The organism is Bacillus sp. PK6-013, assembly GCF_054161445.1.
The window spans coordinates 2,092,897-2,111,700 of record NZ_CP096417.1 but is presented as its reverse complement, the minus strand read 5'-3'; the positions used below and the strand labels follow the sequence as shown (position 1 = coordinate 2,111,700).

The 18,804-nt window shown below is 44.6% G+C and carries 24 protein-coding genes; 4 read left to right on the top strand and 20 right to left on the bottom strand.

The genetic code is table 11. The features are described from left to right. Positions 1-12: 12 nt before the first annotated feature. The 3 genes from M1E03_RS10810 to M1E03_RS10800 form a co-directional block, all read right to left on the bottom strand. Positions 13-423 carry a DUF5367 family protein gene (locus tag M1E03_RS10810; RefSeq protein WP_026579583.1) on the bottom strand — a complete coding sequence of 137 codons (411 nt, stop codon included), beginning with the start codon at positions 421-423 and terminating at the stop codon, positions 13-15. 6 nt (positions 424-429) lie between these two features. Then, positions 430-1,029 (bottom strand): TetR/AcrR family transcriptional regulator, encoded by a 600-nt coding sequence (locus tag M1E03_RS10805; RefSeq protein ID WP_023855718.1) that lies wholly within the window; start codon positions 1,027-1,029, stop codon positions 430-432. A 100-nt stretch (positions 1,030-1,129) separates the two neighbouring features. Further along, positions 1,130-1,615: a MarR family transcriptional regulator gene (locus tag M1E03_RS10800; RefSeq protein ID WP_186438601.1), complete on the bottom strand. Its 486-nt coding sequence runs from the start codon at positions 1,613-1,615 to the stop codon at positions 1,130-1,132. A 149-nt stretch (positions 1,616-1,764) separates the two neighbouring features. Between M1E03_RS10800 and yqeK the strand changes: the two genes are divergently transcribed. Then, the gene (yqeK, locus tag M1E03_RS10795; protein ID WP_023855716.1) at positions 1,765-2,379 is read left to right on the top strand and encodes a bis(5'-nucleosyl)-tetraphosphatase (symmetrical) YqeK; all 615 of its coding nucleotides are present in this window, start codon (positions 1,765-1,767) and stop codon (positions 2,377-2,379) included. 69 nt (positions 2,380-2,448) lie between these two features. Here yqeK and M1E03_RS10790 read toward each other — a convergent pair whose 3' ends face one another. The 9 genes from M1E03_RS10790 to M1E03_RS10750 all read right to left on the bottom strand — a co-directional run bounded on the left by M1E03_RS10790 (position 2,449) and on the right by M1E03_RS10750 (position 9,488). Then, entirely contained in the window at positions 2,449-2,934 is a 486-nt protein-coding gene (locus M1E03_RS10790) for a DinB family protein (protein ID WP_020451748.1), read from the bottom strand. A gap of 30 nt (positions 2,935-2,964) precedes the next feature. After that, on the bottom strand, positions 2,965-4,611 hold the full coding sequence (locus M1E03_RS10785) for a YndJ family protein (protein WP_145624550.1): 1,647 nt from the start codon (positions 4,609-4,611) through the stop codon (positions 2,965-2,967). Continuing rightward, on the bottom strand, positions 4,608-5,225 hold the full coding sequence (locus tag M1E03_RS10780; protein ID WP_145624551.1) for a DUF4166 domain-containing protein: 618 nt from the start codon (positions 5,223-5,225) through the stop codon (positions 4,608-4,610). The genes M1E03_RS10785 and M1E03_RS10780 overlap by 4 nt, the downstream gene beginning before the upstream one ends. 1 nt (position 5,226) lies before the next feature. Beyond that, on the bottom strand, positions 5,227-6,126 hold the full coding sequence (locus tag M1E03_RS10775) for a DoxX-like family protein (RefSeq protein ID WP_039072779.1): 900 nt from the start codon (positions 6,124-6,126) through the stop codon (positions 5,227-5,229). A gap of 243 nt (positions 6,127-6,369) precedes the next feature. Then, a complete protein-coding gene (locus tag M1E03_RS10770) occupies positions 6,370-6,942 on the bottom strand; it encodes a TetR/AcrR family transcriptional regulator (RefSeq protein WP_023855711.1) in 573 nt (190 codons plus the stop codon). A gap of 7 nt (positions 6,943-6,949) precedes the next feature. Continuing rightward, entirely contained in the window at positions 6,950-7,663 is a 714-nt protein-coding gene (locus tag M1E03_RS10765) for an MBL fold metallo-hydrolase (protein WP_035338584.1), read from the bottom strand. Between the two features lie 81 nt (positions 7,664-7,744). Further along, on the bottom strand, positions 7,745-8,218 hold the full coding sequence (locus M1E03_RS10760) for a GyrI-like domain-containing protein (RefSeq protein ID WP_023855709.1): 474 nt from the start codon (positions 8,216-8,218) through the stop codon (positions 7,745-7,747). Further along, entirely contained in the window at positions 8,215-8,499 is a 285-nt protein-coding gene (locus M1E03_RS10755; protein ID WP_020451755.1) for a zinc ribbon domain-containing protein, read from the bottom strand. Before M1E03_RS10755 ends, M1E03_RS10760 begins: the two co-directional genes overlap by 4 nt. Before the next feature lie 53 nt (positions 8,500-8,552). Then, entirely contained in the window at positions 8,553-9,488 is a 936-nt protein-coding gene (locus tag M1E03_RS10750; protein WP_079289530.1) for a helix-turn-helix transcriptional regulator, read from the bottom strand. Between the two features lie 208 nt (positions 9,489-9,696). On the opposite strand from M1E03_RS10750, the gene M1E03_RS10745 reads away from it, so the two are divergent. Next, on the top strand, positions 9,697-10,176 hold the full coding sequence (locus M1E03_RS10745) for a sporulation protein (protein WP_189396870.1): 480 nt from the start codon (positions 9,697-9,699) through the stop codon (positions 10,174-10,176). Positions 10,177-10,216: 40 nt separating this feature from the next. Here the strand turns inward: M1E03_RS10745 and czrA are convergent, their stop codons facing one another. The 3 genes from czrA to M1E03_RS10730 form a co-directional block, all read right to left on the bottom strand. Beyond that, a complete protein-coding gene (gene czrA, locus M1E03_RS10740; protein WP_003182557.1) occupies positions 10,217-10,549 on the bottom strand; it encodes a Zn(II)-responsive metalloregulatory transcriptional repressor CzrA in 333 nt (110 codons plus the stop codon). 85 nt (positions 10,550-10,634) lie between these two features. Next, entirely contained in the window at positions 10,635-11,459 is an 825-nt protein-coding gene (locus M1E03_RS10735; protein ID WP_458110781.1) for a hypothetical protein, read from the bottom strand. 140 nt (positions 11,460-11,599) lie between these two features. Then, a complete protein-coding gene (locus tag M1E03_RS10730) occupies positions 11,600-11,851 on the bottom strand; it encodes a YnfE family protein (protein ID WP_023855704.1) in 252 nt (83 codons plus the stop codon). 152 nt (positions 11,852-12,003) lie between these two features. Between M1E03_RS10730 and M1E03_RS10725 the strand changes: the two genes are divergently transcribed. Both M1E03_RS10725 and M1E03_RS10720 read left to right on the top strand, forming a co-directional pair. After that, positions 12,004-13,341, top strand: a complete 1,338-nt coding sequence (locus M1E03_RS10725; protein WP_023855703.1) for an APC family permease — start codon at positions 12,004-12,006, stop codon at positions 13,339-13,341. A gap of 90 nt (positions 13,342-13,431) precedes the next feature. Beyond that, entirely contained in the window at positions 13,432-14,082 is a 651-nt protein-coding gene (locus tag M1E03_RS10720) for a lysozyme family protein (protein WP_023855702.1), read from the top strand. A 133-nt stretch (positions 14,083-14,215) separates the two neighbouring features. Here the strand turns inward: M1E03_RS10720 and M1E03_RS10715 are convergent, their stop codons facing one another. The 5 genes from M1E03_RS10715 to M1E03_RS10695 form a co-directional block, all read right to left on the bottom strand. After that, a complete protein-coding gene (locus tag M1E03_RS10715; protein WP_458110780.1) occupies positions 14,216-15,202 on the bottom strand; it encodes a polysaccharide biosynthesis protein in 987 nt (328 codons plus the stop codon). Between the two features lie 38 nt (positions 15,203-15,240). Next, positions 15,241-15,888, bottom strand: coding sequence for a DUF1796 family putative cysteine peptidase (locus M1E03_RS10710; RefSeq protein ID WP_025811320.1), 648 nt, complete (start codon positions 15,886-15,888; stop codon positions 15,241-15,243). Between the two features lie 375 nt (positions 15,889-16,263). Then, entirely contained in the window at positions 16,264-16,806 is a 543-nt protein-coding gene (locus M1E03_RS10705; protein WP_020451763.1) for a hypothetical protein, read from the bottom strand. A gap of 6 nt (positions 16,807-16,812) precedes the next feature. Beyond that, a complete protein-coding gene (locus M1E03_RS10700; RefSeq protein WP_020451764.1) occupies positions 16,813-18,030 on the bottom strand; it encodes a glycosyltransferase family 4 protein in 1,218 nt (405 codons plus the stop codon). A 169-nt stretch (positions 18,031-18,199) separates the two neighbouring features. Next, on the bottom strand, positions 18,200-18,733 hold the full coding sequence (locus M1E03_RS10695) for a DUF420 domain-containing protein (RefSeq protein WP_020451765.1): 534 nt from the start codon (positions 18,731-18,733) through the stop codon (positions 18,200-18,202). Between the last annotated feature and the right edge of the window lie 71 nt (positions 18,734-18,804).

Here is an 18,804-nt window from a genome sequence, read left to right as displayed (position 1 = left end):
TACATAAAAGATTTAAACCGCAGACCTTCTTTTTTCAAGTATGAGCGGTATCGTCAAATACATGGCATACGCGAAGACCATCCAAACCGCAAATCCAATCACCTGGCCCTTTGAAAGCGCCGGGAAGATCAATGAATGATGCCATAAAGAAAATGTGTCGAGAAACAAACCGACTGCCGACCCTACAATGCCAAACTTAACCGCAGCAAACCTCGATTTGTCAACTCGCCGGTAAGCGAGGATCACGGCATATAGTAGGGCAAAAGTTCCGGCTTCAAGAAGCAAAAAGCGGAGCATAAAAGAATCTTGGCCGGGTTCGGCAAGAACCGCACTGCCGAACAGCATAAAAAACACGGTGGCGCCAAGCCAGACAACGAACGAAAAAACAAGAGCCAAACCGAGTTTTTCAGTTAACATCTCCATCTCCCTTTACTCCCCTCCATGCTGTTTTACGGCGGTTTCCGTCAGCATCTGCAGCACCGCCTCTAATTCCCCGTAGACTTTTTCAGAGGAAAATCCCGAAGACATCAGCGACTGAAGAGCAAGACCGTCGATTAGTGCGTTTAAAAGAATGCCCCACGTGCTGAAAGAAACCCCGTCAACAGGAGAACGCTTCCACATCTCGGAAAGCTGTTCTGCCAACACCGTATTTTCCTCTTCGAGAAGTTCTCCAAGCTGCTCGTTTATCTTTTCATTTCGAAAACCTAAAACGGCCAATTCTAAAAAAAGCTGATGGTAATACGCATCTTTCCGTGTTCTTGATTTCGCCGATGACAATCCGTCTTTTATCCTTTCGGCAGCGGGTCTATCATTTGCTTTCAACCGTTCCCACGACGCGCGGCAAAGGTCGCGGACCACTTCAAACACAAGCTGCTCTTTTGTCCGGAAATGATAGTAAACCGTTCCCTGTGTCACCTTTGCTTCTTCAGCAACCGCCTTTAACGTCAGTTTGTCCAGACCCTGTCCGGCAATGCGGCGCTTAGCTGCCTCAATCAACGTTTCTTTTGAAGTCACATTCGGCCTCGCCATTCACTTCACCTCTTAGTTATCTGAATAACTAACTCATTAATTCAACTATAATCTGGAAGGGGTTTCTTGTCAATCGCTCATTCAAGTTAACATAATATTATTATTGTTTCCTATTTGTTTCTGTCATAAGTGTCAGACCTTGAAGAAATTTCAAAATAGCTCCCTGTTCTGCTGTTGAAAACGAATCGAGAAACCTCTGAAACTGTTCCGCTTTTTGCTGATGGAGCTTTTCATGAAGTTCATACACTTGTTTTCCGCTGGGCGTCAGCCTGAAGTAGATCTCTTTTTTATTGTCCGTCAATTGAAACCGTTTAATGAGGCCTTCTTTCAGCAGCTTTGAACTGATTTTTGTAATATTTGCTTTTGATAAATTCATTTTTTTGGCGATGCCTGTATTATTAATCGGTTCATCATGACCGATACAGCTGATGACATGGATGGTCGTCATATTCCCCGGGAGCCGTTTAACATCAGATTCTGCCGCCTGCTTTAAAAATGCCTTGAGATCAGTATCCGCTTTTTGTTCGTTCAGGTGCAGGAGTTTAACATACATATCATAGATCAGCTGTTTTGTCAGTTCAGACATAGTCAATGGACAGTCCCTTCTTTTTATTTTCCGGTTAACAAAATATTTTAATGGTATGTTTTAGGATTTGTCAATGTTATGATAAGGTAAAATCAGATAACAAATGTGTTTTGTTTATCATGAAACAACCTCAAAAAGGAGAATCTCTGATGAATATTGAAGGAATAGAGATGGAAGTTCGTTGCACAGGTGATGTATGTTCAGATGCCCTTGAATTTTTGAGACGCCATAACCACGAAAAAACAGCCGAACATTCGATAAGAGTGAAAAAAGCGGCGGAAGAATTGGCAAAGCGTTTTCATGTTCCTGCACAAAAAGCGGGAATAGCCGGTATTATGCATGACATCAGCGGTGTCATCCCTAATGAAAAAAGAATTGCGGCTGCTGAGGCGCTCGGTATTGATATTCTGCCCGAAGAACGGATATTTCCGATGATTATCCATCAAAAACTGTCGAAAGTGATGGCGCGGGACCTGTTTCAGGTGGCGGATCAAGATATTTTAGATGCAATAGAATGCCATACAACGCTTAAAAAAAATCCCTCCCAGCTCGACCTTGTCCTGTTTTCAGCGGACAAAATAGAATGGGATCAGACAGGGACTCCGCCTTATATCAAGGAGCTTTGTGAAGCGCTTGAAATTTCTCTGGAGCACGGGGCGTTTGTTTATATTCAGTATTTGTGGAAACAAAAAGATAAACTGAAAGTTGTCCATCCCTGGCTAAAAGACGCCTATTATCACCTGAAAGCAATAATCGAAGCTTGACCCAGGCAAAATGAACTGCGGCTTAGGGTGGGTGACCGCCTTAAGCCGCCATCTTGCCTGACAACACCGTTAGTTGACGCCTTTTGAAGGGTCCCACGATTTCTGCTGTTTTCGGATCGTGACGATTTGTCCCAGATGGTAAGCGTTATGAAGAATGAGAAGGGACAAAATCTCCGCCCAGGTGGAATGCGGATCATGCTGGGCCGGCTCCTTCAGCATCTTCTCTTCGCATGCCGAAAGCGCATCGATCCATTCGTTATAGATCGTATTCAGTTCCTGCCGGCTTTCTTCCCAGCCCAGTCCGCTTTTGTTTACAAACGTATCATCGATCGTATAATCAAAAGCCGGAACGGGAATTCCTTTAAACCACTTTAAATAGCGCTCGTTGTAAAAAATCAAATGGTTGGCAATTTCTAAAATCGAATTTTCCGAACCTTCCCCTTTTTGCCTTGCCTGGCTTTCCGTAAGATCAGCGGAAGCCGTTTGAAAACAAACAAACCAAGTCGTTTCGTTAAAGCATGCTTTAAACTGTTCAAGCAAAATGTTTTTTAGCATAAATACCCTCCAGTTCGATTCGATTTTTGCCTAGCTTTCTTTTGCTATTTTCGCCCTATTGACGGCAGAATCCTTTTTTTCAATATGATATTGAATGTCGAGAAACCGTATGCCGAACAGCCACATGCAGTGATGAGCGCAGAGCCTCTTTCGTCCCTGCTCTTTGATGATAAAGCGTTCGGCAAGCGGCAGTTTAAACGTACCTGTTCCGGTCGAAAGGAAAATGCCTTCATCACCCCGGTCAGATTGTTTGTCACTGCTCGTCAAAATCAGGCAGCCGTCCTCTGCTTTCGGCTTTAAAATGCCTGTCATATTGGAAAACGGCAATGGCAGTGCAATATTCATATATGTGATGTCATCATGGGTATGAGCAGAATAAAGCGCCACGAACACAGTCTCGCCTTCCTCGTTCGTTCTGACCCAGGCGCGCACATTCTTCCTGCCGTCTTTGGCTGAATCAACACCGATAATCTCGCCCTCCATCGTTTGCCGCCCGGTCTTTGTCCCCAAATGAATTTGCCCTGTCATTTTTGAAATCAGCTGATACATGTGCGCAAGCGGCTTAAACCATGGACGCCAGGCGATCTCCGCTGTTAACGAATAATCGGCAGTATGCTCATAGAAATCGAGAATGAGAGGAGAAACCGTCTCAAGCTGAAATCCGTTTCTCTGAAATGCGCTCATATCATCGGCAAGACCTTGGTAAGACGAATCGCTTTGTAATCGGTGCCGTTGTAAAAAATCGGCTCCGATTCTCCATGACCCGTAAATGTTGCTCATCATTTCGCCTTGCCTCCTTTCACAGTCCGGCTCAGGAGATTCAAGACGCCAGCCGGTCAGCGCTGGAATAATGACGCCAAAAGCGTTGACAAGCCCGTGAATCCAAATCATTTCCTGAATTGTAAAAGTCGGCCGGCCGCGATAAACACCGTAAGAGTAAATAAGTGAAAAAGCAATGGTAATCATCAATGTAAAAGACGAAAAGATCACAAAGCGGCGAGCCGCGCTGTTTTTGAAGGCCGTGATCGAGACGAGAAAGCCGCTGCCGTATATGGCCGCCAAATACAGCGCAACGGCGAAGACATCAATGGTTTTCGAAAACGATATGCCGACCGCAATGAAAAGCGGAGACAGCATGATGAGCCATGTCACCGCTGTATAAAAAAGGCCTTTCTTTTTCAGCTTCCTTCCGAGCATTCCATTAAAAATCGGAATGAGAAATGCAGAATAATGAAAATGCACCGCTGTCAGCAGCACGATCAGCGGGCTGAAATCCATGACCTGGAGATTCAGCGTATAAGCAAAAAGCCAACCCCCTCCGAAAGGAAGGTAAAGCAGACCGCTGTCAATCGATGCCTCTTCAAGGCCCTTTCCTCCTCTTTCCCAGAGACGAAGGACGCCGTATAAGGCGATCATCCCCGTATAGCATAGCCAAATCGCTGAAAAAAGCGGGGAATGGAACAACAGGGATAACGAAGCCGCACAAGCCGCATAAGGAAAGCACGCGCTGATCAGCCGAAACATTCCGTTTTCATGCTGAGTAAGATCCAGCGCGGCCGGAACAAAAAATAGCATCGCTAATAAAAGCAGCGCCTCTGCTGGCGGGATGTCCGGCGCTTTGCCGGCGAAAAAAACCGCATAGCAAAGAACGCTTACAAAAAAGCGGCGGAATTTCATGCCATCTCCTCCTCCCTGTTAAACGTTCCTCTGTAGGCAAACAGCGTTCCGAACAGCGGATTTTTCACATGAACATCAATCGTAAAACAGCTTTTTTCTTCGTCATACGATTCATTCACCCTGGAAATACCGTATAAACACTTTGCAAGGGGCAGCTTTTTACTGAATAAAGGCAGCCATTGTCTGACAGAAGTAATCGACAGTGATCCGTCAGCTTCCGCCTTAAACCGCAGGCTTGAAATTAAGATTGGCGGATGTCCGAAATAGTCGATGATTTCTCCCCGGCTTTCATCATAGATCATGACAGCATCAAAATACCTTTGTTTATCACGAAAAAAGAAAGTCCTGTTCCAAACGGCTGCCGGTGTATCATTTTTCGTCAGCCGAATGTGATTTTCAATCGTGAACGGAATGTTCCTCCCTCTTTCGGGAAAAAAACAGCGGAAGACCGTTCCCGCTTTAAACAACAGCCTGATCCAGTACGAACCGCCGGATATTTCCGTCATCACTCCTTTTCCTCTGAACGCGCTTTCTTGGGTGAGGTGATACCGTTCCTTGAGTTTTGGGTGAAGAAGATGAAAATCCTCGATCACCCGTTCATACATCGAAACCAAATCAACGCCTCTTTCTGATCGTATTACCCGCGTTTGGAATGCCGCAAGCGCTCACATAGCCGACAACGGACAAGATGATAAGCGCGGCATTAAGCACGACCGGGTTAAAAGGTTGGGCAAAAGATGCGAGATCAGCCATTCCTGCAGATACCGAAAGCAGCACAAGCAGGGCGATATGCAAAAGAAACCACTTCCTTTTCCGACCTGGATAAAGCCATAACACGCCGGCTATCACCTCGGCCATGCCGATCAGTTTCAGGAGCATTTCGGGATGAAAACGGCCGCCCGTGAAAGTCGAAAGCATGCTGATTTCCTCAGGATGAACCATCATGAGCTTTGGCACAAGCCCCTGGTAAATCCAGACGAAAGAAAACAGCAGACAAACGAGCCAATAGATCAATGTTTTTTGAAAAAGCAGCCTTGGATGGTGTCCTTTTTCAAGCCAGATCTTCAGCGCAGCAAAGCTCCAGGCCGTCGCCCAGCCGATGAGCGGCCTGAATGCCTTATCTGCAAGCCGGCCCAGCCTCCCGTAACGGGTGTCATAATCGTATTGTGTCATAAACGTGATCCCGGTTTCGCTTTCGCTGTATTTCCAATATCCTCGGCCTTCGCGAATGACAGAAAGCGGGTGGTTTGTAGCGAACTTGAGTGACGAGACTCTGTCTCCCGTGTCTTGATATACGTTTCCGACAGACACTCCTGTACCGGAAATTTTTAAACCGAAGCCGATTCTCGTTTCGTATAAAAACCTTTGCGGTTCACCCGGTCTGCGCTTTAAATAGGTAATGTCCGTAAATCGCAAGTCCCATTGCCGATGGAGTGCAGGATCTTGAGTATAGCGCCATAGCCGCTCCATATCTGTCTGGATAGATATTTCTACGTAAATCGGAGTTTTTTTCATTGCGCACGCCCTTTTGTGAATATATTCACAATAACAGCATAACATGGAACACATCATGTGTGAACCAATTTTTGCATATCCAGTCTCTCTTTGCCGACATAAAAAAATCCTCGGCTGTTAGGCCAAGGCAATTAATGGCTGGTTAAGCCTTCTCATACCTATGACTCAAAAAATGGAAGAGCCATACGACAATCATACTAAATTTTCGAAAAAATGTAAACAATTAAGGAAAAATTCCCTTGTTTATTCGGTCTGATAGATAGCGATGCCTTTTAGGAAGGCACGGATTGTCAGATCAAAACTTTCTTCCACATCATAAGGAAGACCGAACGCATCGTGTTGCCTGAGTGTTGCAAATCCATGCATGATGCTTCTCAAGCCTCTGACCGCATGGATCGCGGAGTCATTGTCTAAATGATAGTCTTTCAGAACGGAAAGCACCAAGGCGAGGATTCTGTCTCCTGCTTCGTCAAGCCGTTCATCTTCATCAGGCATTGCAATAAAAGTTGCTTCATAAAGCCCCGGCCTGTTTTTGGCAAAAGTGACATAGGCGTGAGCCATTCTGCTGACAGCCTGATCCTCTTCGGCTCCCTGGACAGCAGAAGCCATGTTTTCATAAAGTATCGTCAAGCCGTAAAGTGCGAGTTCTTTCCGTAAGTCGTTCAATCCTTTTATATGATTGTACAGAGACGGAGATTTGACATTCAGCCTTTTGGAAAGAGAAGCAAGCGTCACTTCATGAATGCCTTCCTCATCAGCCAGAAATGCCGCAGCTTCCAATACTGCTTCTTTATTCAAACCGATTCGTGGAGACACGATTTCTTCATCCTTTCCTGTTCAATTTGATATGCGCTTCGTTCACCGCTTTTGTCATCGCTTGAACCGGATCATGGACAAGATTGCCGTGGCCGGCGGCAAGCGCCTTCGGTTTTAAATCTAACAGCTTTTGCGCGCTTTCTAAAGCGATTTCTTTGTCCCACGTGGCCAAAGCCGGAAAAGGAAATGAAAGCTTTAAATGTCCTGATACCGTCATGCCGCTTCGCGTATGGTACGCGTCACCGACTATGAGAAGACCGCTTCTTTCATCCAAAAACGAAATGCTGCCAGGCGTATGCCCAGGTGATGAAACAGTCAGCAATGAACCGATCCTGTCTCCTTCCTTTAAAAGGATATCAGGATTTGTCTTGATGTTTTTCGGAACGCCTCCTTTGATTGTTCCGCGCTCCCCTTCCAGCATCTTTGTATCACCTTTTAACAGACGCGCATCCCGTTCAGATATGGACACTTTCACACCGGGAAGGCTGTAGTACAGCGCGTCAAGCGAACCGACATGGTCGCTGTGGGCATGGGTCAGCAAAATCCGTTTAATTGGCTTACGGAGATGATCCGCAGCCTTTAAAATCCCTGTTTTGCTGATCGGAATCCCTGTATCAATTAATGTAAGGCCGTCTTCTTCATCTGCTAAATAACAGTTGACAGGAAATAGGCGCGGAAAAAAAGTCAGCTGGTAGACCGATTCAAATCGGGTAATCCTCATCGCTTTCACCTCTTCGATCAAAATAAAAAACTAATACCGTTAGTTTTCATTTTAAAACTAATGGCATTAGTTTTGCAAGCATTATTTTTTTCGATCGACAGCAACATAGATGACAACTTGGGCATTTTCGGGATTTTCTGCTTGTTCATCATAAACTTCAAAATCTCCGGTATAAGTACGAAGATTTTTTTCATCCCATGTCCAAATCTCTTGCCAAGTTTCAAACACGACCTCCGCGATCCTCCCCCGCTTTGAAACAAAAACGGCATATTCGGATGCAGGGAGCGAAATGAGATTGGCCGTTTTTTCTTGCTGATCAACGAACGTTCCGATTGAAAATGTATATGTCCCGTGTTCGTCCGTCTCATAATCTGAATAAAGTGCGATCGTGTCTCTCCTAATGTCCTGGCGTTCAGTATGCGGAAATTTTTCGCGATATAAACTCCACATGGAAGGAATTTTACCTTTTTCAGATACTTCATCACGGTTGCTTGTCACGGTCGATATCCCGCTGAATAACTTTGCCTTCTGTTTTTCGAAATGAGAAAAGCTCATCTTCTCTGCCCGCCTTTCGTTTGCGTATCCGACGCCCACCGTTTTAAATGAGGGAGCGTCCGCTCCATGAGCGATCTCGCTTCGGCCTCGGTTTTTCCCTCTTCTTTTATATAAGGAACACAGATGTCGATCATCTCTTTCAATGTCGCATCCGGATGTGTATATGCTCCGTTTTCATAGCAGTACATACAGTAGTCGCGATTCTTCCCCCCGTCTTTTTCTGTGCCGAAAAGTTCGCTTGTCATCGGCATGCCGCAGCTTTGGCAAATATGATGTTCCATGTTTCATTCCTCCTTTTTCTTCATCATACAAAAAGAAACCTGACAGCATCGTGTCAGGTTTCGTATAAATGTACAATTTGATTAGCCAAATTTTTTATTTTTTGACGGATGCGGGGAGGTGTGAGAACTTCAATATGTGTTCCAAATTGGAGGAGAAATCCGTACAGCCATTGATCTTCCGGATAAGAAACGGTTGCCACGCATTGTCCGTTTTCATAAGTGAGAGCTTCTGAGCCAAACCATTCTCTCGCCAAAGACTCTCCCGACGGTTTAATGAGAAGGGTCAACTCGGTCATATTGTCCGGTTTGTACCATGATGTTTCCCAAGGAAGTGAAGACAGATCAACTTCCTTTCTTTCAAACTTTTCTTCAAGCATCTGCACGTCTTTCATACGCAACAGTTTAAAGAAGCGAAACGCCTGTCTCTTTAGGCAAAACGCATATAAATACCAGTGCCTTCCCTTTAGGACGAGGGTATGCGGCTCAGCTTTCCTTGTTCCGGTTTGCCCCTCTCTGTTCACGTATGTAAATGAGACCGCCCGCGTGCTGTCTGCCGCTTCATCCAACAAACGGATCTTTTCTTTGATGACAGGACTTTCTCCCCAGGAAGAGATGTCAACAAACCATTTTTCCGTTTTCTTGCGGAATTCCGGCATTTCTTCTTCGGAAACGAGAAACCGGATTTTTTCAAGGGCAGAACCGTGATGAAGGACTTCATACGTTGAAGAAACGCTTTCCAAAGCCGTAGTAATGGCAGCCAGTTCGTCTGCAGAAAGCAGTTTATTTTCGAGCCGAAATCGCTCCATGATGCTGATCCCGCCTCCCGCTCCCTGTGAGGTGACAATCGGAATGCCCGCCTGGTTGATCGCCTCGATATCCCGGTAAATCGTTCTGACAGAGACTTCGAACATGCCGGCAAGCTCCTTTGCCTGCACTTGGCGTTTATTAATCAATAAAATCACGATGGCCAATAGCCGGTCAATTTTCACCGCAGATCCCTCACATTCATCTTACGCTGCCTATTTTCATTCTAAAGCACACACCATTTTGGAATATCATGACAAAAAAGGGGATCTCATCACCCAATTATTTAGAAAATCACTTTTCCTGTTACGATTTATACAGTTTGGACATATACTCCTTAAAAAAGGAGGTTTTAAAAACATCATATATTATTTTTTACAGTTTTTCGCCATTGTGTCCTTCGTCTATATCAAGTTCAAACGCTCAGTCGGCTATCAGCCTCTAAAGCCGGCACGCATGCTGTTCCGGATCATCCTCTTTTCGGGAATTTTCGTTTTTCTGCTGACGATGAGCGCACTTCACCCTTTATCATACTTCTATGATCTGATTGGGATCGCGCTCGGACTCATCTTGACCGCTTATGCGCTGAAGCATGTGTCAATCGAAAATCGGGACGGCATCCTTTATTTCAGAACGCATTTATGGATTGAATTGATCGTACTTTTGTTATTTTTATACCGGTTTCTTTACCGAATCGCCGAGATCGGCCAGCTCCAGACTGCGGTTTCAAACGGGGGTTCAGCAGCGTACGGCGCCCTTTTTGCGCAGGACCCGGCCACGATGATCGGTTTTTTTGTACTGGCCGTTTATTATGTCGGTTTCTCTTTTTTTGTTTTAAAAAAAGGAAGAAACGAAGAAAAACGCTCAGCGTAAAAGGCAAACTCGGGATGTGGAGTTTGCCTTTTCATAAGCTTTAGTCATGCTGTGTATGATCGATCATCTGCTGAAGTACATCGAGGACATGCTGGTCTTCCGGAGAATAAAAAATGGAAGTCCCTGCCCTTCTTGATTTAACGAGACGAAGATTTTTTAAAAACCTGAGCTGGTGCGAAACGGTTGACTGCAGCAGACTCAGCTTCTCTGCTATTTCATTGACCGAATGTTCGCCTTGTGAGAGCAGATGAAGAATTTTGATTCTCGTAGGGTCTGAGAGCGCTTTAAACGTCTGTGAAACGAGAAATAAAGTTTCTTCATCTAACTCGGCCCGCACCTGTTTTTCTGTTGTTTCCTGATTGTGCTCACTCATGCTTTTCACCTTTTCCGCGCAACTTTTACCTTCATATCATATACCAAAACATAACGGTTGAAAAGTTTTATAGCCAGGGAACAGATCAAGTCGAAAACAGCGTTCCCAGAAGCGCTTCTGCATACCTTGCGGCTGACAGCTGTACACGTTCTCCGGCATGGTTTTCCACAGAGCGGCGAAAAGCGCCGTACAGCCGGTTGAATGGAACATTTTTTAATTGATCAGCTATTTGCTCCACTTTGCCGGCAGGAAGAGGAATCAAATTTGGATAGCTGTACATAAAACTCACCCATCTGCGATCTTGAACGACTTGGATAATGTCTCCTGAAAGGAGGATTCCCTTGCCTCCGTTTCCGTTTGCCCAATGGCAGACCGCTCCCCCTTTAAAATGGCCGCCAAGCCTGTGCAAGGTCAACCCGCTTGACAGCTTGAGGGAATCGCCGGACCAAAACACAATCCGGCTGCTCGGCCGCTGCACCCATTGTTTGTCATCTTCATGAATGTAGATCGGAGCATCAAACATTTCAGCCCATTCCGTTTGTGCAGTATAATAATGCGGATGTGATAAAGCGATCGCCTGGACTCCGCCCATCCGCTCGATATTCTCAATCGTCCGCTGATCCAGGTATGTGATACAATCCCACAGTAAGTTAAAACCGGGCTCCTGTATCAGGTATGCCGATTGACCGATGCCGAATTCGGGGGTTGTCGTCAAACTGTATAATCGCTCTTCTTCCAATGCGATTTCGTTTTGAAACCTTCCGCTTTGCTTCATTTCTTCCAGCGTTGTCCAAGCTTGCCCTGAATGATTGACATACTGTCTTTCTTCATTGCAAATAATGCATTCCGCCGGCTCTTTCGGAGCAGCGTCATATTGAACACCGCACGTCGTGCAAATATAGTTAGTCAAAATTGCTCCTCTCCTTTCAAACTATATTTTACCATCTCCTTCACATGTACATGATTTTTTCGCTTCTATATATTTCGCTATCCAGGCTGATCTGTCCGCATCATCCTGAAACGCGAAAAAAGCGTCCGCTGATCCGGACGCTAGCTGCCTTCTTGCTGATACATATGTTCAAGCTGTGAAAATGAAATATCGCCGGCCGCACAATCTACAGCGGCATCGACTACCTGATCAAAGCGATCGGCCGAAGCGCTTTTCTCTTTTAACCGTTGTTCATAGCGTTCGAGCTCTTCCTGCTGTCTTCTTAGATCCTCTTCTTTTCCATCATAATCAGATGCATTCATCGTCTCCATATTTCTTTTGACGGCTTCAACATAGCCTCTCAATATATCCATACCTTCATACTCCTTGCCTTTTTTCAAAGGGTTTGCAACTGTTGCTATTTTTATACGAAAAAAAGAGGTTTTATACAGTTGCTCAAGCGCAAAAAAACAGATAAAATATGTCTTAATTTCTGTATTTTTCACATAAGGGGATTTAGAAGTCATTGAAAAACGAAACTGCGCTTAAACGAAGCCTTACACTCGGCCCGCTCGTTGTGATCGGCCTTGCTTATATGGACCCGCTCGTCGTATTTGATTCATACGGAGTGGTCGCACAACTGACAAAGGGGCACGTTCCGGCGGCATACATATTCACTGTTGCCGCACTCCTTTTGACCGCTTTGAGCTACGGCAGCATGGTCAAAGCCTATCCAAAAGCGGGATCGGTTTATACATATGCATATGAAAGCATTCATCCGCACGCAGGATTTTTAGCCGGCTGGACGATCATGCTAGACTATTTATTTTTGCCGATGGTCAATTTTGCGATCGGCAGCGCTTATTTGACGGCGGCTTTTCCTGAAGTGCCGCATGGCTTTTGGGTCGTTCTGCTCGCTTTATCGATTACCGTTGTCAATATTTTAGGCATTAGACTAACCGCAAATATTACAGGGCTGTTCGTCGCTTTTCAAGTGATCGTCGCCCTGACTTTTGCCGGATTTATGATCGCCGGGCTCGCAGACGGCCTCGGGACGGGCGAGCTGGTTTCAGCCGATCCGTTTTTCCGTTCTGATATCGAGCCTTCCCTGATTGTATCAGGAGCGACGATTTTGTGTTTTTCGTTTCTTGGCTTTGATGCGATTTCCACCATGTCTGAAGAAACGGTCAACCCGAAGAAGAACATTCCGTTAGCCATCTTTTTAACAGTAGCGATCGGCGGAACGCTGTTTACGGCGATTTCTTACTTGATGCAGCAAATCTATCCGTCCTATGATAGCTTCCAGCATGCCGATTCGGCATCGCTGGAAATAGCCCTATATACAGGAGGCGCTTTTTTAAAGTCCTTCTTTTTGGCGGGCACGATGGTCGCTGTCGTTTCATCCTCGCTTTCTTCGCATGCGAGCGCTTCGAGGCTTTTGTATGCGATGGGGCGGGACAGCTCTCTTCCGAAACGCTTTTTCGGCTATGTGCATCCGACTTTAAAGACGCCGGTGTTTAACATTATGTTCATCGGGCTGATTTCATTGACGGCCATGATCGGGGAACTCGAGGTCATCTATTCCTTCATCAGTTTCGGCGCGCTGATCGGATTCATTTTTGTCCACCTGTCTGTCATCGGCCATTACTACATTCGAAAACAGGAAAGAGGCTTTTTAAAAACGCTTCGCTATTTGGTTCTGCCCTTTTTGGGAGCCTCTTTCTGCGGCTGGCTGCTGCTTAGCATCAGCAAAAATGCGCTCATGATTGGAGCCGGCTGGCTGATTGCCGGTTTTATATACTTTTTGTTCAGAATCCGTACTCTTCCGAACGTCACATTCGGCTTTGACCGCGATCCAAGATAGAAGGATATCGCTTGGTCTTCTTGAAGATATATGTCATAATAAATGAGGCTGTATACTGTTTTGCATCAGGGCGCTACAGAGGTGAAACCATTGAAGAAAAAGAAATCGGGATGTTTAGCCGGAGCTGGCTGTTTGTCTTTTTTTGTGTTTGTTCCCTTGATCATTTTCTTTGCCATCTCCGGTCTGGAACAATTAAAATGGCTTCCTCTTGACACTGAATCTAACATTCTTGAGAGATTAAAAGATTACAAACCTCTTGTTGAAGAAGAACTCGATGAACAGGATCTTTCACAATACACCGCTCTTTTATTGGGCATGATGTATCAGGAGTCGAAAGGCAGAGGCGGTGATCCGATGCAGTCGTCGGAATCTCTCGGTATGAAGCGAAATGAGATTGACGATCCAAAAGCAAGCATTAAGCAGGGTGTGCGCCACTTTACAGCAATGTATAAAAAGGGACAGAAAAAAGGCGTCGATATTGAAACGATCATCCAAAGCTATAATATGGGATCGGGTTATATCGATTACGTCTCAAAACACGGCGGAAAGCACTCAGAGAAGCTGGCAAAGGCATTTTCCGAGGAACAAGTCAAAAAGAACCCCGATCTGTATAATTGCGGCGGAGATACAAACAATTTCCGCTACCCTTATTGCTACGGGGATTACTCTTACACGGAAAAAGTAATGGAACGCACAAAAAAAGTCGAAGAACATATCGAAGGGTTAACACTTGAACATTGACAAAACGGCAAGCCGGGTGAATTTTCGTCCGGCTTGTCCTGTTTTCGAGGAGCGAACAGAAGCATCGCCTGCAGCCGCATGCCATGCCTGTCATCAGTTCGCGTATTCTCCGTGAACGCTTCGGTCCATCCTTCTACTCCAAAAAACCGCCTTCTTTCAGCATTTCTCTTACTTCCTTTTTTGAGATTAAAAAGTCTTTTGAGCTCAAATGATCAGTTTCTAAAGGCTGACAATCCGCATACTTTTTATGAAGTTCAGGCATTTTGATTGCAGGAAGCACCACCGCGAGGTCATTTGTAAATGAAACAGCATGCTGCCGTTCATGAGGTGAAATCAGCAGTTCATGAAGCTTCTCCCCCGGCCTTGCCCCCGTTTCTGCAATGGACGTTTTTTCGTTTCCGTAAGCTTCGATCAGCACTTCAGCCATGTCTAAAATTCTGCAGGCCGGCGAATTCATAATGAAAATTTCCCCGCCTTGACCGCTTTCAGCCGCTTTTAATAAAAGCCGGATCGTTTTTTCCTTCGTGAGGAAGAAACGGGTCATTCTTTTGTCTGTGATGGAGACCTGGTTCTTTTTCCTGATCTGGTCTTTAAAAAGCTGAAGAACACTTCCGCTGCTTCCGAGCACATTTCCTCCCCTTACACAAATAAAATCCGTGTCTGAATAGAGATGGTTCGCATATACGATCAACTTCTCGCCGATCGCTTTCGTCATTCCGTAAAAGTTGGCAGGGTCAGCCGCTTTGTCAGTCGAGACGTTGATGACTTTTTTAACCCCGTTTTCGATCGCTGCTTCAATAACGTTTTCCGTCCCTGTGACATTCGTTTTTAATGCTTCAAGCGGCTGTTCTTCACAAACCGGCACATGCTTCAGCGCAGCTAAATGAAAGACATAGTCGACACCTTTTAATCCTGTATTCAGCGCTTTCCGATCTCTGATATCCCCGATGAAAAACGTCAGCCTCGGATCTTCAATCTGCCTTCTCATTTGAACTTGTCTTTCTTCATTTCTGGAAAATACAATGAGCTTTTTAGGATTTAAGGATAGCAGCTGAAGAATGAGTTCCTGGCCCCATGAGCCTGTTCCTCCAGTAATGAATATCGTTTTATTTTCAAACATTTCTTTTCCTCCTCTGGTAAACTCCAAAAAAATCCGGTTTAAACGAGAGTGATTCCTTTAAACAACGATGCCCATAGATCATTGTTTGACTCCCATATCTCTTTGTCCGGCAGTTCAACAGTGCAAGTCTTTTCTAATGGCCAATTTTTCTCTACAATCCCATTCACCTTCGAGTGCTTCACCAGAAGAACGCTAAAGTCGTGCTGAACCAAATCTGATAATACAAGTTCAAGTTCCTGTGCTTCTTTAAAGCTGCCTTCTCCTTCTGTCCTGACAAATAGGATGCGTTTACTAGTTGACATTTTTTCTATAAAGCGATCGATTCTTCTATTGTATTTTTCTATTACCTCAGGATAGGTAGCCAAATGGTCGAGCGTATTTTGATTTGCATCAAAATCATGAACAGAGCCAATGTTATAAAAATCATCTGAAACATAGATAGTAGATCCTTCTTCTTTTTTTTTACCGGTATTATATCCGATTACCCTGAGGTTTTTTGGTTCCATAAAGCCGGTAAACCGATTTCGAAGAAGGAGGTTGAGGTCTGTCAAGGAATGAATAGTCACCCAGTCAAGAGGGCCTGAAAACGGTCTTAGGTCATTGTTTTTCAGCTGTATAGCTGTCAAACAAAGATGCCCTAAACTAAACACGGCATTATATTGTCCTTTAATCTCCTTTAAATTCACCTATCTAACACCCCATTGTTCCCGGTTTTGTTCATTAATAGTTATAGTTAAGAATCCGCTGTTTTTTAGTATTGTATGCCGCATTACAAAGAAAGGTAAAAGACAACCACCTACTCCTTTTTAATTTGAATCAGAGAAAAAAGATGGCGGCGTTTTGTTTCCCGTTTTGCTATTAACCTAGCTGTGCGTGAGCCGTCTTGCAAACTCTTTCTGCTTTGTCTTGCTTATATTTTCCCTTGCAGCAGCTGGATCAATGTGTAATAGGGGTCTCCGCGTCCGCCGAAAAGCCAGCAAGAAACAAACGCTTGGCACGACGCAGGATTCTTTTCCAAAATAAAAAGCCTTCGAGTTGCGAAGGCTGACAAGATTTCAGTATTAATTGTTTTCGTTTTCCTCATGTTTCTCTTGAACCGCTCTAAGGACCTCTACCGTTTCAGTTCTCGGGATCGTGTGGTCTTCAGGCAGCGATTCTTTTAGCGTTTCTACAACTGACCGCTCGACACTTTTCGTAGAGCCGGCGGCCGTCCCACTATCAGACAGCGATTCTTTTAGCGTTCCCAAAGACTCTGCCGTTTCGGTGTTGGATAATTGAGCTTCTGAACGCACCGACTCGATAATTTCTTCTAAAACTTGGCGATCCATTCCTTGAGCAGCAGCTCCTAAAATATCTTTTAAAACCTTATTATTGTTTTCTAAAATATTATTGTTTATACTCTCAAAAATAGATTTCAGCTCCGATATTAAAGGCTTCAGACTTTCATCGATGGATTCTTCCGCTGAATCTGAAGAGCTATCCTGCTCCTGCAGAGCCCGCTCCTCGGCAAACTCGACGAGCAGATCCAAATATTTTGCCCACCAGTCGGCATCCATTTCTTTATTCAAGCTGTCAAACAAATGATTAACAATTAAAGATTTCATATGATCTCACTCCTCTTTCCCATTCGTATTTTGATAGATATCAAGAATTCTCGTAACCGCTTGATCCATATCCCAATGTTTCTTAGCAAACTCCTTGGCGTTAATTCCTAATTTATTTCTGAAATCATCGTCTTTCAACAATCGTTCCAAACTGCTTGACAGTGCAGCTGCATCCCCTTTTGGAACGATAAGGCCGGTCTCTTCATGCTCCACCATTTCCGGCAATCCCCCGGCATCACTGACAACTGCAGGAACTCCGGCTATTTGGGCTTCAATTAAAGATAACGGCTGATTATCCAAAAGGCTTGGAAGAACGTATATATCAGCAAGCGACAGCAAATAAGGAACATCCTCCCGGTTTTTCAGAAAGACTACGTCATCAACAAGGCCTAGCTGCTCGCTTTGAATTTTGAGTCCAGCCAGCTTCTCCCCTTCTCCTGCCATCCAGCAAACCCAGTCATTGCGGGTGTCCTTTAATTGGGAGAGTGCTTCGATTAGGTAATGGATGCCTTTATTCCCGATCATTCTGCTGGTAAAAAGGATCACTTTCTTGTCTGTCTCAGGCGTATCGGCAGTCTTTGTGTTCATCCGCGCAAGGAATCCGTCAATATCATAGCCGTACTGGGAAACGTGAATCTTTCCGTCTGGTACCGCAAATTCTTCTGTCAAAATGTCTTTCAACCAATTGTTTGCAACAATCACTGTTTCTGCAGACATCGCCCCCGTATGTTCAAGGTGGTCAAAATATTCCTTGGCAATATAGGAGGTCGGTGATCTGTGAATATTGTTGAGCTGATCTCTGATTTCATATGTGACACTGCCGTGAATTGACGTGACAAGCACCTTATCTTTCGGCATAATACGCTTGATGCACGCACTTGATATGACATCCTGCGCGTGAATAATATCATATTTGTCAAGCCCCAAATAGGCAGCGCCCAGCTCATAGGCATTCCGCTGAAGCTCAGTATAGCTGACCAATTGATTTGCGTATATTTCCGGAAAATCCTCTTCGCTCATCATTGCTTTCACTAATGGAAGCAGCTGATCTTTCGCGATACTCCGGTTTTCATTTACAATATGAATGATGCTGTTCTCTTCTCCGTATCCGAGCAAATCTACTTCATGTCCTAATGACTCCAGCTTTTCTTTTAATTGGACCATATATGTCCATACACCACCTACATGGGGTATGCTCCAATAAGTGGCAAGCAAAATTTTCATATCCATCTCCCTTTTTCATTTCTATAAAAAGCTCTAATTATTTATATTCCTATTTCCATATCTTGTGTAGACGATCATCTATTTCAGGATATATTTTTGTACCAGAGGAAAATCGCTTTTAAAAGAGAAGAATGTTGCAAGAACAAAAAAAAGCCGGATTCTCCGGCTTTTAATAGTATGGGGAAATCATCATATAGACGAGAACACCTGTCAGGCTGACATACAGCCAAAGCGGCATCGTCCAGCGGGCGATTTTGCGGTGGCGTTCCACCTGCATGCTCAGGCCTCTGAACAACGTAAACAAGGCCAAGGGAACGATTAAAGCGGACAAGACAATGTGTGTGATCAAAATAAAATAGTAGATCGGTCTTATAATCCCTTCCCCGCCAAAATGAGTGTCAGGCATTAATGAATGGTAAGTTAAGTATGAAACAAGAAAGATGAACGTTGTCGTAAAAGCGGCAAAAATAAACCGCTTGTGCGCCTTAATGTTTTTCTGTTTAATCATGATCAGTGCAGCCACTAAGAAAATGAATGTGAAGCTGTTGCAGACTGCGTTCAAAAGCGGCAGAAAAGTCAAATCCAAATGAGCGAATTTGTCGCTTTTCGGCATGAAAAACAAGAGGGCAATGACACCGTTTATGATAATCGTCAGAGCAACAACAATGCCTGTATAGTTTTTATTTTTTTGTGTATGTGTCATATCGGGCAATCTCTCCTATTTGTGCAAGCTATCAAAATCGTATTCAAATTCAGGAGGAATGTCAACGTTTT